General features: G+C 71.9%; 12 protein-coding genes. 6 read left to right on the top strand and 6 right to left on the bottom strand.

Features of this window, described 5'->3' with window-relative positions; genetic code table 11:
* The first annotated feature begins 55 nt into the window (after positions 1-55).
* Positions 56-853 (top strand): hypothetical protein, encoded by a 798-nt coding sequence (locus CUC05_RS04290; protein WP_157965199.1) that lies wholly within the window; start codon positions 56-58, stop codon positions 851-853.
* Between the two features lie 42 nt (positions 854-895).
* Here the strand turns inward: CUC05_RS04290 and CUC05_RS04285 are convergent, their stop codons facing one another.
* From CUC05_RS04285 to CUC05_RS04270, 4 genes are read right to left on the bottom strand one after another with little or no spacing between them, the layout of a single operon-like run.
* Entirely contained in the window at positions 896-1,102 is a 207-nt protein-coding gene (locus CUC05_RS04285) for an RNA-binding S4 domain-containing protein (RefSeq protein WP_108664831.1), read from the bottom strand.
* A gap of 40 nt (positions 1,103-1,142) precedes the next feature.
* Positions 1,143-2,423, bottom strand: a complete 1,281-nt coding sequence (locus CUC05_RS04280) for a DUF2254 domain-containing protein (protein WP_108664830.1) — start codon at positions 2,421-2,423, stop codon at positions 1,143-1,145.
* A gap of 4 nt (positions 2,424-2,427) precedes the next feature.
* The gene (locus CUC05_RS04275) at positions 2,428-4,392 is read right to left on the bottom strand and encodes a VWA domain-containing protein (RefSeq protein WP_108664829.1); all 1,965 of its coding nucleotides are present in this window, start codon (positions 4,390-4,392) and stop codon (positions 2,428-2,430) included.
* 10 nt (positions 4,393-4,402) lie between these two features.
* A complete protein-coding gene (locus tag CUC05_RS04270) occupies positions 4,403-5,818 on the bottom strand; it encodes a sigma 54-interacting transcriptional regulator (RefSeq protein WP_108664828.1) in 1,416 nt (471 codons plus the stop codon).
* 158 nt (positions 5,819-5,976) lie between these two features.
* Here CUC05_RS04270 and CUC05_RS24450 point away from each other — a divergent pair, with 158 nt between their 5' ends.
* Genes CUC05_RS24450 through CUC05_RS04255 form a run of 4 tightly spaced genes read left to right on the top strand, consistent with a single transcriptional unit; the run spans position 5,977 to position 8,962 of the window.
* The gene (locus tag CUC05_RS24450; protein ID WP_157965198.1) at positions 5,977-6,378 is read left to right on the top strand and encodes a hypothetical protein; all 402 of its coding nucleotides are present in this window, start codon (positions 5,977-5,979) and stop codon (positions 6,376-6,378) included.
* 8 nt (positions 6,379-6,386) lie between these two features.
* Complete coding sequence (locus CUC05_RS04265; protein WP_157965197.1) at positions 6,387-7,208, top strand: endonuclease/exonuclease/phosphatase family protein; 822 nt, start codon at positions 6,387-6,389, stop codon at positions 7,206-7,208.
* Positions 7,209-7,235: 27 nt separating this feature from the next.
* Entirely contained in the window at positions 7,236-8,369 is a 1,134-nt protein-coding gene (locus CUC05_RS04260; RefSeq protein WP_108664826.1) for a M20/M25/M40 family metallo-hydrolase, read from the top strand.
* A complete protein-coding gene (locus tag CUC05_RS04255) occupies positions 8,366-8,962 on the top strand; it encodes an HD domain-containing protein (RefSeq protein ID WP_108664825.1) in 597 nt (198 codons plus the stop codon). The genes CUC05_RS04260 and CUC05_RS04255 overlap by 4 nt, the downstream gene beginning before the upstream one ends.
* A gap of 19 nt (positions 8,963-8,981) precedes the next feature.
* Here CUC05_RS04255 and CUC05_RS04250 read toward each other — a convergent pair whose 3' ends face one another.
* Entirely contained in the window at positions 8,982-9,473 is a 492-nt protein-coding gene (locus tag CUC05_RS04250) for a (2Fe-2S)-binding protein (RefSeq protein WP_108664824.1), read from the bottom strand.
* 10 nt (positions 9,474-9,483) lie between these two features.
* Positions 9,484-11,790, bottom strand: a complete 2,307-nt coding sequence (locus CUC05_RS04245; protein WP_157965196.1) for a molybdopterin cofactor-binding domain-containing protein — start codon at positions 11,788-11,790, stop codon at positions 9,484-9,486.
* A gap of 336 nt (positions 11,791-12,126) precedes the next feature.
* On the opposite strand from CUC05_RS04245, the gene CUC05_RS04240 reads away from it, so the two are divergent.
* Positions 12,127-12,960: a class I SAM-dependent methyltransferase gene (locus CUC05_RS04240; RefSeq protein ID WP_108664822.1), complete on the top strand. Its 834-nt coding sequence runs from the start codon at positions 12,127-12,129 to the stop codon at positions 12,958-12,960.
* Positions 12,961-12,971 lie beyond the last annotated feature (11 nt).

Below are 12,971 nucleotides of genomic sequence, written 5' to 3'. Positions count from 1 at the left end.
GTCCCCGACCTCCGTGACGTCGCCCGGCCTCCTGTGGATGGCTACCGTGGCGGACGTGGAGACGGTTCGGCTGCTCGTGATCGCTGGGGTGGTGGCCCTGCTTGCCGTCCGCGCCCGCACCGCATGGCAGCGCCGGGACCTGGCGCTGGCCGTCTGGCGGGCGATCCGGCTCCGTCACGTGGTCGGGGCGCTCGGCTTGATGGTGCTGGTCCTGACCGTCGCGCTGTCGCTGTGGACCTTCGTGCCGGTCACCCGGCTGGGGGTCGGGTCCCTGGTGGGCCTGGACGGCAACGTGATCTTCGCCCCGATCGAGTCCGCGCTGGAGGCGCCGATCCAGCAGGCCGAGCCAGCCGCGGACGGCGCCCCCTCCCCGCCCCCCGGGGTGCCATGGGTCGACGTCCTCGGCGTCACGGCGTTCCTGGGCGTGCTCGTGGCGATGTTCCCCCTCCTGGCCCATGCCGAGGAGCTGGCGTTCCGGCTGGGCTGGGAAGACCTGTCGCTCGGCCGTCAGGTCCTGTCGGCGCTGCGGTTCGGCCTCGTGCACCTGATCATGTTCATCCCAGTGGGGGCCGCGCTCGCGGTGGGCGTCGCCGGGTTCGCCTACGGTCGGATCTACCTGGCCACCTACCGCCGGGAGGCCACCCCACGGGTCGTGTTCCCCACGGGCAGGTTGCCGCTGGCCGTCGACGAAGAGGGGTTCAGCCGCCTGGTGCTGGGGCCACCCGCGCCGATCGTCACCGTCGACCGGGGGCACGCCCGACGCGAGGCGGTCATGGCCGCGACGGTGTGGCACGCGACCTTCAACACGCTGCTCGCCGTCATCGTGCTGATCGGGTACCTGACGGCCGTCTGACCCGACGCCGGCCGCGGACCCGCGGCGCGGCCGGCGCGATGTTCAGCCGACCTCGAAGGCCATGTCGTCGACGCTGACGGTGTCGCCCTTCACCAGCTGTCGTCCACGGCGGACGTCGACCTCGCCGTTGACCAGGACTCGTTCCTCCGCCAGCAGCAGCTTGGCGTCGGCCCCCTGCTCGACCAGGTTGGCGAGCTTCAGGAACTGGCCGAGCTTGATGCGGTCGCCGGTGATGGGGATGGAGTCCATGCCCGCGAGTCTGCCTGCCGGTCCGATCGACAGCAGGTGGTCACCCGAACCGACGGCGGTGGGCCTCGCGGATCCGGTCCTGGTCCTCCTCGGCGGCGTCGGTCCGGTCGGCGTCGTCGCGGATGCGGTCGGCCTGCGCGGTCAGGGCCCCGACGACCTCGGGGTCCTCGACCACGTCGCGCAGCAGGCGCAGCACCTCCAGCAGGTAGACCTGCACGCTGGGAAGGTCCTGCGCCGCGAGGCGGATCTCGTCGAAGGCGAGGTCGACGACGTCGGTGTGGGTGACGCCCTCGTGGAGGTACACCACCCGGCCGTCCTCCCCGTCGCGCCGACGATCCGGCGGACGCCGGCGCAGCAGCTCGCCCACGACCGCGCCCAGGTGGAAGATCGCGTCCTGGGCGGTGGTCGGGTCGTTGATGCCGGGCGACAGGGCCTTGAGCGCCACGTCGGCCAGCTGCCGGACGCCGTAGGTCACGTCGTCCTGCATCGTGCGGGTCGGCCCGATGGTCACCGCGCCGGTGAGGGCCTCCCGGACGCCGTCGGGGTCCGAGGGGGTGGGCACGACGCGGCAGATGGGCGTCCCGGCGATGGCGTAGCGACCGGCGACGGTCTCCACGTGCACGATCGCGCCCGGCTCGACCGCGCCGAGCAGCCGGTCGACGTCGACCTGCTGGACCCAGCCGTGGGTGTCGAAGCGGACGGTGAAGGCCTCGTCCCCGGCGACGTCGAGCACCCCCTGCTCGGGGGTCGCGCCGGTCTCGGGCCACTGCGCGTGCACCTCACCGAGCGCTTCCTCGGTCACCCGCTCGAGGATGCGCGAGACGTCCATGGAGTGGGCGCTGTGGCTGATGAACGCCACGATCGACAGGATCGCCACCACGCCGAGGACGACGGCCACGACGATGGACATGCTCGGCACGACCGGCGCGGAGCCGCTGTCCTCCAGCGGACCGCGGACCGCGCGCAGCACGATGAGGCAGTAGGTGAACGTGCCGACGACCACGCCCATGATCCGCTTGTTGAACGGGTCGCGGAACAGCCCGTGCACGACACGTGGCGAGTACTGGCTGGACGCCAGGGAGATCAGCAGCAGGCTGACGGAGAACGCCACACCGGCGAAGCTCAGGGTCGCTCCGGCCACGACCTGCAGGACGGCTCGGGCGCTGTCGACCGTGGCGGTCAGCCCGTCGGCGATCCCGTCGATGCGCGAGTCGACTTCCAGGGCGACCTGTCCCAGGAGGGCGCCGCCGAGCACGAACAGCATCGGCACCCAGAACAGGCTGCTGCGGATGCGGTCGCGCAGCGCGCTGAGCTGGAGCACTGGGTCACGCCGATCGTTGTTTCAGGAAGTCACGGACCACCACTGATCCGAGGTCGGTCAGGTCCGGGTAGAAGACCCGCCCGCCGGCGCGACGGACCATACCCTCGACGAAGTCCCCTGACTCGGGGTCGTGATCGAGCATGAAGACGTTGAGGTCGCAGCCCGTGCGGGTCAGCCGCATGGCCTCGGCCATGGTCTTGCGGAACGTCATCGGATGCGGGGGCCAGGAGAAGAACGCCTGGCCGTCGTCGGTCAGGTGCGCGGTCGGCTCGCCGTCGGTGACCATGATCACCTGGCGTTCGGTGCCGGGTTCGGCTGCCAGGAGTCGGCGGGCGATCCGGAAGGCGTGCTCCATGTTGGTGCCCCAGACGCGTTCCCAGCCGGAGACCAGCAGGTCACCCGGCTGCAGCCGGCGGGCGTAGTCGCTGAACCCGACGATGTGGAAGCGGTCCTGCGGGAACCGGCTGGCGATCAGCGACTGCAGGGCGAGGGCCAGCCGCTTGGCGTGGTCCCAGTTGCCGCGCAGCGGCATGGAGTAGGACATGTCCAGCAGGAGCACGGTGACGGCCCTGACCCGCCGTTCGGCCTCGGCGAGCTCGAAGTCCTCCGCCGACAGGCGCACGCGCCCGCTGTCGGACGGGCCCTCGCGCAGGACGGCGTTCCTGATGCTCCTGGGGATGTCGACGGAGAAGGGGTCGCCGAAGCGGAGCTCGCGGGTCGAGCCGGTCAGCTCCGCGTCGCCGCCGGTGGTGTCGGTGCGGTGGCCGCCCGCGGCGCCCTCGAACGCCCGACGGAAGATGCGTGCGAGGGACTGCTCGCCGAGTCGTCGAACGCCCTTGGGGGTCAGCTCGAGCCTGCCGCCCTTGCGCTGGACGGCGCCGGACTGCTCCAGCAGCCGTTCGATGTCCCGGAGGCCGCGCAGGTTCTGGGCGGCCTCGTCGCCCAGCACGGACCGCAGTGCGTCGGCGTCGATGTCCTCCAGCCGTGCCCCCGGGTAGCGCTGGCCGAGCGCCTGTCCCAGGTCGTCGAGCTGCTGGAGCCGCTGCATCCAGTCGACGGTGTCGCTGAGGGAGCCCATCCCCTCTCCCGTGGGCTGCGCGCCCGGCATGGCCTGGCCCCACCCCATGTCGGGGAACATGCCCTGCAGGCTCGAGGCGAGCTGGTCGGCCTGCATCTGCAGGTCGGCGGCGTCCCCGAGCATCTGCGCGGCGAGGTCGGCCAGCTGCTGGCGCTGCTCGGGGCTCATGCCGGCCAGCAGGCGGTTCATGGCCGCCATGCGACGGGCCATCTCCTCCAGCAGGTCCTCCAGCGTCTCGGGGTCGCCGGGGATCATGTCGTCGTAGCGGTCCTTGAAGGCCTCGAACGCCTCCTGGACGTCCTCCCCTGCCTCCTGGCGGGCGATGAGGCCGTTCAGCTCGGCCATCATGTCCCGCATGCGGGCAAGGTCCGCCGGGTCGGTCGCGTCGATCGCATCGGCCAGTCGCCCGAACGTGGCCTGGGCGACGTCGTTGCGCAGCTCGGCCAGCAGGTCGTCGAAGGCCTGCTGGGCACCGGCGTCGTGGAAGTCGTAGTCCTGCAGGGCCGAGAGCATCCCGGCCGGGTCGGTCGGCATGGCGTCGAGGCGGGCGCGCCGTTCGTCCGCCGACAGCTGGTCCTCGGCGAACTGCAGGGCGGTCCGTTCGAGCTCGACGATCTCCTCGAGCTGCTCGGCGACCCGCTGGAGGGGGCCGGTCAGCCCCATGCGGGCCAGCTCCTCCTCGCGGGCCCGACGCAGCCGTTCCTGCAGTGCCTGCAGGCCCTCGAGCCGGCCGTCGATGCCGCGCTGCAGGAGGTCCTCGATGGCCTCGGAGGGGTCGACACCGTCCAGCAGGTCGTCGGCGATCTCGGCCAGGACCTCGTCGGGCGACAGGTCGGACCCCCACGGGTCCTGTGTGCCGCTCCACCGGCCGTAGCGGATCGGGCCGCTCATGGCTGGACGCTCATGGCTGGGTGTAGGTGTAGCCGGTGTCGGACTCGTAGCGGTCCAGTCGGCGGGACAGGTGGAGCCCCTCGAGGCAGAGCTCGACGGCAGCCGCCGCCATCGCCGGGGTCTCCTCGACGTCGAGGCTGCCGAGGACCGCAGCCAACCCGGGGATGCGGTCGAGCTGCGCCATCAGGTCGCGACCGCTCATCAGGTCGCCGGTGGTGACCTCCAGCCCCGTCTCGAAGGCGTCGAGCAGGCCCGCGACGTCCGGTCCGCGGACGCGCCGTCGGAACACCTCGAGGATGGACCGGCGCAGCAGGCGGGTCATGATCTCCGCCTCGCGTCCCTCCTCGAAGGACTCGAACTCGATCTTGCCCATCGCCGCGGCGATCACGGCCGGCAGGTCAGAGGGCCGGGCCACGGCGGTGTCCTCGCCGCAGCGCACGGCACGGCGTGCGGCGCTGGCGGCCAGCGTCTCGTAGTTGCCCGTGGAGAAGCGGACGCTGACCCCGGAGCGCTGGTTGACCTCCCCTGCGGTCCGCAGGGACCGGGTGAACGCGGCGAGGATCTCGGCCATGAACGTGGGCACGACCACGGCCGGCAGTCCATCGTGGGCGGGCAGGTTCCCCTCGGCCCGCATGACGGTGACCTCCTGGTCGACCGTCTGCGGATAGTGGGTGCGGATCTCCGAGCCGAAACGGTCCTTGAGCGGGGTGATGATCCGGCCGCGGTTGGTGTAGTCCTCCGGGTTGGCGGTGGCGACGACCAGCAGGTCCAGCGGCAGGCGCAGGGAGTACCCGCGGACCTGGATGTCGCGCTCCTCCATCACGTTCAGCAGGGCGACCTGGATGCGCTCGGCCAGGTCGGGCAGCTCGTTGATGGCGACGATGCCGCGGTTGTGCCGCGGGATGAGGCCGAAGTGGATCGTCTCGTCGTCACCGAGGTACCGGCCCTCGGCCACCTTGATCGGGTCGACGTCGCCCACGAGGTCAGCGACGGCGATGTCGGGGGTCGCCAGCTTCTCGGCGTAGCGCTGGTCGCGGCCGATCCACTCGATCGGGGTGTCCTCGCCACGTTCGTCGATCAGGCGTCGAGCCGCCGGCGTGAAGGGGTGGTAGGGGTGGTCGTTGACCTCGCTGCCCGCGACGACCGGCACGGCGTCGTCGAGCAGCGCGGTGAGGGACCTGACGATCCGGCTCTTCGCCTGACCGCGTTCGCCCAGGAGGATCAGGTCGTGGCCGGCGAGCAGGGCCGTCTCGAGCGCCGGCACGACGGTGTCCTCGAAGCCGACGAGGCCGTCCACCAGCGGCACCCCTTCCCGCAGCCGTGCGGCGGCGTTGATCGCGACCTCTTCCTTGACGGTCCGATCCGGGTAGCCGGCGGCGCGGAGGCCACCCAGCGTCGTGGGTCGGGCGACGGAACTCGAGTCCATACCTGCTCCTCGTGGGGGTGCCGGCGGCGAACAGTAGTCGGGCGACGTGGACCACGCAGGCGTCGGGCGTCGGATGTGGCCGAGTCCCTGCCTCCGCGGGAGTCCTCCGGTGCAGCCTGCGTGGATCGGAGCGCTCGATCGTCCATGCTGGTCAATCCATGGCCCGCGCCACGTCTCCGCCCTCCCCCGGTCAGCTGCTGCGACTGCCCGTCAGCGCCGCCCCGCTGCTGCTGCGGATTCCGGTGACCTCGCCCACCTGGGCCGAGTCGTTGCCGCCGATGCCGACCGGCGCCGGCATCACCGTGGCGTTCTCCGACCCCGACGTCGAGGCCGAGCACGGTGACGCGGTGGCGCTCCTGGGCTACCCGAGCGTCGGCGTGCTGCCCCCCTCGACGGCCCTCCCCCCGTCGATCGACCTGCTCATCCCCCGCACGGCCGCGGACCGCTGGCCGCTGTGGCGCGACGCCGTCCTGTCGGCCGGCGGACGGGTGTGGGACCTGGCCTTCGGGCCGGTCGCGATGAAGCTCGCGTCCGCCGTGGCGGTCCACGAGCGGGACTGATCAGCCGGGTGCGCATCGCGTCCTGCAACATCCTGCACGGCATCGACATCCGCCGGCTGTCGGGACCGGGCGCGCCGCTTCCGCCGGACGCGATCGACCTCGAGGCGGTGGCCACGTGGATCGCGTCGCTGGACGCCGACGTCGTCGCGCTGCAGGAGGTCGACCGCCTGCTGATGCGGTCGGGCGAACGCGATCAGGTCGCGTGGCTGGCCGACCGGCTCGGCATGGAGGGGGTGTTCGCCCCGGCGCTGGCGGGCAGCCCCGACGAGGCATGGGACGAGGCGTCGCCCGACGTCGTCGAACCCGCCTACGGGGTCGGCCTGCTCTCGCGGGTGGGTCTGGACGACGTGGTGCGCCGGCGGCTGCCCTTCGGGGGACCCGGATCGCGTGAACCCGGCGGGTCGGCGGTCAACCCGGGCAGGGACAACGAGCCGCGCGTCACCCTCTCGGCCACGGTGGGCGATGGCGTCCGGGTGACGACGACCCACCTGTCGTACATGTTCTGGTGGGCGGTGCCCCAGCTGGGACGGGCGCTGGACGCGGCCGTCGCCGACCACGACGGTCCCGGCGTGCTCGTGGGCGACATCAACCTGCCCATGTGGGGTGGCTGGCTGGCGCTGCACGCCCGCGGGCTGAACCCCGTCGGCTGGCCCGACGGCGCGACCAGGGACGCGGGCTGGCGCTACCTGCGCGGCGAGGCGACCTACCCGTCGTGGAAGCCGCGGGTCCAGCTGGACCAGGTCTTCGTTCGACACATGCCGCGTGGGGTGCGGGTATCGGTCGGCCCCGCCGGTCCCAGCGACCACCTGCCGCTCGTCGTGGACTGCTGACCCACGTCGCTGCGCGAGACTGCCCCCATGGCTGCTGCTTCCGTCCCCGACGCCGATGCCGTCGACGCCGACGTGTTCCTGTCCGACACCGCCGACCTGGTCGGCATCGAGTCGCCCACCGCCGATCCGGCGGCGTGCGCCGTCGCCCTGGACCGGTTCGTGGAGCTCGCCGCCCAGCGGACCGGTCGGCGGGCCGAGCTGGTCACCGTCGAGGGACGGCCCCATGCGCTCGTCCGGCCGCACGGGTCGACGACCGTCCTGCTGCTCGGCCACATCGACACCGTCTGGCCGCTGGGCACCCTCGCGCGCTGGCCGTTCACCGTCGACAGTGACCACGTCACCGGGCCGGGGGTGTTCGACATGAAGGCCGGGCTGGTCATGGGGCTGCACGCCACCGCGGCGGTGGGGTGCCCTGACGGGATCGGGATGCTGGTCACCACCGACGAGGAAACCGGATCGGCCACGTCCCAGGCCCTGATCGAGGAGGTGGCCCGCGGCTGCGACGCCGTCCTCGTGCTGGAGCCCTCCGCGCCGGGAGGCGCCGTCAAGCACGTCCGCAAGGGCGTCTCGTTGTACCGGGCCGACATCACCGGTCGGGCCGCGCACGCCGGCCTCGAACCGGAGAAGGGGATCAACGCGTTGATGGAGCTGGCCGCCCAGGTGCCCGCCGTGGCCGCGCTGGCCGACCCGGCGCTGGGGACGACGGTCACCCCGACGGTGGCAGCAGCGGGCACGACGATGAACACCGTCCCGGCCGAGGCGATGTTCCGCATCGACGTGCGCGCGGCCCGGACCGACGAGCTGGACCGGCTCAGAGGTGCGCTCGCCGGACTGCGGCCGACGCGGCCCGGCGCGACGGTCGCCGTCGAGCACCTGGGCACCCGTCCGCCGCTGGAGGGGGTGCGGTCGGCGGCGTTGCTGGCCCGCCACGACGTCGTGCGTGAGCGGCTCGGGATCGTGTTGCCCCCACCGGCGACCTCCGGGGGCGGGTCGGACGGCAACTTCACCGCGGGGGTGGGCACCGACACCCTCGACGGGCTCGGCGCGGTCGGCGACGGTGCCCATGCCGAGGGCGAGCACATCACGTTGCAGGCAACGCTCGACGGCACCCGGCTGCTCGCCGGGCTGCTGGCCGACCTGCTGGATGACGGCTCGTCGTGACCGACGCCCTCGACTCCACGGATCCCGTGCCGGAGTCGGTCATGCCGGTGGCCGTGGCAACGGCCCTCCGTGCGGCCTACGCGCTGCCGCCCCGGGCCTACCACTCCCTGGACCACGCCGCGCGCGTGGCCCGGATCGCCGCGGACCTCGGTGCCGACCGGGCCTGCCTGCTGGCGTCGTGGGCCCACGACGTCGTGTACCGGCCGGGCGAACCCGACAACGAGGACGCGTCGGCCGCGTGGCTGCTCGACCGCCTGCCGGACGACCCCGATGTCGAAGAGGCGGCCCGCTTGATCCGGCTGACCGCTACCCACGACGTCGACCCGGGGGACACGATGGCGGCCGTGCTGTGCGATGCCGACCTGTCGGTCCTCGGCAGCGACCCCGCCGGCTACGAGGCCTACCGCAGGGCGGTCCGCGAGGAGTACGCCGCGGTGCCCGACGAGGCGTGGCGGACCGGACGTGCCGCGGTCCTTCGTCGGCTGCTCGACCGACCGCGGCTGTTCCTCACCGACACCGCCCACGATCGCTGGGAGCAGCGGGCGCGGACCAACATCGCCGCCGAGCTGGAGCGCCTCCTGGACCCCGGGTAGCGGCCGGAGGCCGGAGGGGTCAGGTCACCCGGCGGGCGATGGGGCCGCTGGCGCCGGCCGCCGCCTTGATGGCGCTGCGGATCCGGCAGTAGGTCCCGCAACGACAGATGTTCTCGATGCCGTCGATGGCCTCGTCGTCGATGGGATCGCCGTTGTCGATCATGGCCGCCGCCGTCATGATCTGACCGGGCTGGCAGAACCCGCACTGCGCCACGTCGAGGTCCAGCCAGGCCTGCTGGACCGGATGCAGACCACCCTCGCCGAGGCCCTCGATGGTGCGGAACTCGCGTCCGTCGGCGTCGGCGACGGAGTAGTTGCAGGTCGTCGTGGCGACCCAACGGTCGTCCTCCTTCACGTGGCAGGTACAGGCCTTGCACACGTCGAGGCCGCAGCCGTACTTGGGGCCGGTGATGCCGAGCAGGTCCCGCAGGACGTGGAGGAGGCCGATGTCGGGTTCGACGTCGGCAACCGACACGGTGCGGCCGTTCACGGTGAAGCTGTAGTCAGGCACTGGTGTCTCCTCAGTGGTTGATCGGGAACGTGCGCGGGGCGGTGCCGGTCAGGCGGGCGTAGGCGTTGGCGACCGCGCCGGCAGCGGCAGCGATACCGGTCTCGCCCGCACCACCCGGTTCGGCGGACTCCGCGGTGGTCGATCCGAAGACGTGCATCAGCACCTCGGGCGGGTGATGGGCCATGCGGGCGTAGCGGAAGTCGGAGAAGGCCGACTCCTGGATCGCGCCGTCCTCGATGTGGATCGAGGCGCGCAGGATCGAGGAGATGCCGTCGTTGAGGTGCCCGAGCATCTGGGCCTCCAGGCCCGCACGGTTCATGACGATGCCGGTCTGGAACGCCATGACCGCCTTGGTGACCCGGTAGTTCGACGGTCCGCCACGAGCGCCCGGTGGGGCCGGGTAGGGGTCCTCGACCTCGGCCAGCTCGACCATCACCGCCATGTTGGACCGGTGCTCGGAGTTGGCGCCGATGCCCTGCGCGGTACCGGGCGTGGGGTTCCCCCAGCCGCCGTTGTCGCGCACCCATTCGAGGCAGCGGACCAAGCCCTCGTCCTTGGCGTTGCGGATCCTGAACTCCAGCGGGTCGGTGTCGAAGGACGCCGCGAGCTCGTCGATGATGATCTCCTCCGCGGCCCGGCCGGTGCCGGTGTAGACCGCGCGCCAGGACCCGGTGTTGATCTCGTGGTCGACCTCGTTGAGCAGCTGGGTGTTGAGCCCCAGGTCGTAGGGCTGGTTCATCATCAGCTCGAAGATGTACTGGGCGAAGGTGTACTGGGCAGGGGTGGTGTGGCCGATCAGGGATGTCACCGCGTCCCCGAAGCCGTGGGAGAAGCTGGTGAAGCCGGACGTGAAGCGGTGCTCGAACGCCACCGCCTTCCCCAGCGCCTTGGTGACCTTGATGCGATGGAAGGTCCGTGGACGGAGCCGGTCGCCCCGCATGTCCTCCTGACGGCTCCACATCAGCTTGACGGGACGGTCGAGGGCCCGGGAGGCGATGGCGGCCTCTGCGGCGGCCTCGTGGAACAGCCGCCTGCCGAATGATCCGCCGCCCGTGACGACGTGGCAGGTCACCGACGTGATGGGCAGCCCGAGCTGGGCCGCGATCTCCTCCTGCGCGGGGATGGGGATCTTCATGGCCGACCAGACCTCGCACGAGGAGTCGGTGGTGTGGGCCACCGCGGTCATTGTCTCCAGCGGGGCGTGGGCGATGTGGTTGAACTCGAACTCGCCCGACACCGCCTCGACGCCCGGCAGGTCGGGGCTGATCGGCAGCGTCGCGGCGACGAGGTCCTGGCGGTGATCGGCGTCCCCCCGGCCGGCCTGTGTGCCCGGCGTCCACGTGGCCAGCCCCCGGGCCTCGATCGTGGCCTCTGCCTTCAGGGCGTCACCGAAGGTCCGCCCGGCGACGATCAGGGCGGTCGGGTTGGTGGACAGGCCGTAGGAGGGTGCTTCACCGATGCCGAGCGTCGGGACGCTGCGGATGGCGGTCACGTCGACGACACCGGGCAGGGCGCGGATGGCCGCCTCGTCATAGGACGCCAGCGTTCCCCGGATCTGCGGCGAGTGGACGGCCACGCAGTGCAGGGGATCCTCGACCACGTCGAGGTCCATGGCGTACTGCTTGCGGCCGGTCACCGCGGCCAGCGCGTCGGTCCGTGCCTGGAAGGTCCCGAGGCGTCGGTGGTCGGCGACCGGCTTGGTGGCGCTGCCGAGCGGCGTGCCCAGCACCATCGTCGCCTGGGACAACGAGCCGTAGGGGATGGCGATGCCGTCGGGGCCGGCGATCCCGCCGCCGCCGACCACCAGGGCGCTCGTGGGCACCCCCAGACGGGCGCTTGCCTCCTGCGCCATCGCCTCGCGAGCCGCGGCGGCCATCCGCGACACGGGCTGGTACAGGGCTCGCGTGTTCGTGGAGCCACCGGTGATCTGGTTGAACATCAGCTCGGGTCGTGCGTCCGACAACGTCACCACGATGTTGTCCATGCCGATGTCGAGCTCCTCGTCGATCATCATCGCCACGGTGGTGTCGATGCCCTGCCCGACCTCGGCGCGCGGCAGCTCGAACAGCGCCCTGCCGTCCTCGGTCATCTCCAGGCGCATCAGCGTCATCGTGGGCGCAGCGGCCTGGATCAGGTTGTCGCCGAGGTCGTAGAAGTCATCGACGGCGACCCCCGGCAGGCCGTCGCCGTCGGGAAGCAGGCTGTCGACCGGGGGGAATCCGGGCAGCTGCGCCGTGGCGGGCGTCGTCCATCCCCCGACCACGACGAGCGCGGTGGTCCCCGGGAGGATGCGGGTCAGGAACCGTCGGCGATCCATCAGCTCCACACCCCCAGGGGATCGACGACGCCGGTGACTGAACGTCCAGTCACCGAACGCGGACAGGCGGAACCAAGCGTCATGCACACGGCGGGCCTCCAAGGCGGGATCGGCTCTGACAGGTCGCCCGACTGCGGAGGATGGCGACCTACCGATTGACACTAGTCAATGGATGTCAAGTCGTAAAGGGTTGAACCGCTTTTCCATGCCGATCGTTCACCCCAGCGGCGGGGATGCCCCGCATCGTCTGGTTCATCCCCCGTGCACCGACGTTGCGCGCTGGCGGCCGATCGCACATCGGATCAGCCGACGCGGGCCCTCTGGCAGGATCGCGCCATGACCGACAACCCCCATGCCGCGGTCTTCGACCGTGCCGCCGCCACCTACGACCGGGTCGGCGTTGACTTCTTCACCACCTTCGGACGACTGCTGGTCGAGCACACCGGCGTCGCCTCCGGCGAACGGGTCCTCGACATCGGTACGGGCCGCGGGGCCGTGCTGTTCCCCGCCGCAGCAGCCGTCGGGCCGGACGGGCACGTCCTCGGGCTCGACCTGGCACCCGGCATGGTCCAGCTCACCTCGGCGGAGGTCGCCGACCGTGGGCTCGAGCACGTCCGGGTGGTGCTCGGCGACGCGGCCGACCCGCCGTTGGCGGACCAGGGGTTCGACGCCGTCCTGTCCAGCCTCGTGCTGTTCTTCCTCGACGACCCGGCTGCGGGGATCCGGCGCTGGACCCGGCTCGTGTCACCCGGTGGCCGGCTCGGCCTGTGCACCTTCCTGCCCGATGGTGACGACGAGCGGTTCCGCGAGCTCGTCCAGGCGTTCGTGGAGGTGCCCGACGACATCGAGCCGCAACCGCAGCCCGACCGGCCCACGTCCTTCGAGCTGGTCAAGGACGTGACGTGGCTGGACGGCGCGATCGCCGCTGCGGGACTGGTCGACATCGACGCCGTCGAGGTACGGCACGCGACGGGCTTCGAGGACGTCGAGCAGTGGTGGCGATGGGCGTGGTCGCAGGGCATGCGGTCTGCCCTCGAGCTGATCCCCGAGGCCCGCCACGCCGCGTTCAAGGAGGCGGTCGCGGCCGACCTCGCCGCCAACGCGTTGCCGGACGGACGCCTGGGCTTCCACGTCACCGTCCGCCTGACCAGCGCCCGACGGCCGGACTGACCGGCCGGCCG

It is taken from the genome of Euzebya rosea (genome assembly GCF_003073135.1).
GTDB lineage: Bacteria > Actinomycetota > Nitriliruptoria > Euzebyales > Euzebyaceae > Euzebya > Euzebya rosea.
The sequence above is the reverse complement of the archived record's forward strand: the minus strand, read 5'-3'. Positions and strand labels throughout refer to the sequence as shown.

Coding starts and splice junctions, on each gene's coding strand:
- CUC05_RS04285 (WP_108664831.1), bottom strand. CDS start 1,102: ATGGACTCCATCCCCATCACCGGCGACCGCATCAAGCTCGGCCAGTTC.
- CUC05_RS04275 (WP_108664829.1), bottom strand. CDS start 4,392: ATGAGCGGCCCGATCCGCTACGGCCGGTGGAGCGGCACACAGGACCCG.
- CUC05_RS04270 (WP_108664828.1), bottom strand. CDS start 5,818: ATGGACTCGAGTTCCGTCGCCCGACCCACGACGCTGGGTGGCCTCCGC.
- CUC05_RS24450 (WP_157965198.1), top strand. CDS start 5,977: ATGGCCCGCGCCACGTCTCCGCCCTCCCCCGGTCAGCTGCTGCGACTG.
- CUC05_RS04260 (WP_108664826.1), top strand. CDS start 7,236: ATGGCTGCTGCTTCCGTCCCCGACGCCGATGCCGTCGACGCCGACGTG.
- CUC05_RS04245 (WP_157965196.1), bottom strand. CDS start 11,790: ATGGATCGCCGACGGTTCCTGACCCGCATCCTCCCGGGGACCACCGCG.
- CUC05_RS04240 (WP_108664822.1), top strand. CDS start 12,127: ATGACCGACAACCCCCATGCCGCGGTCTTCGACCGTGCCGCCGCCACC.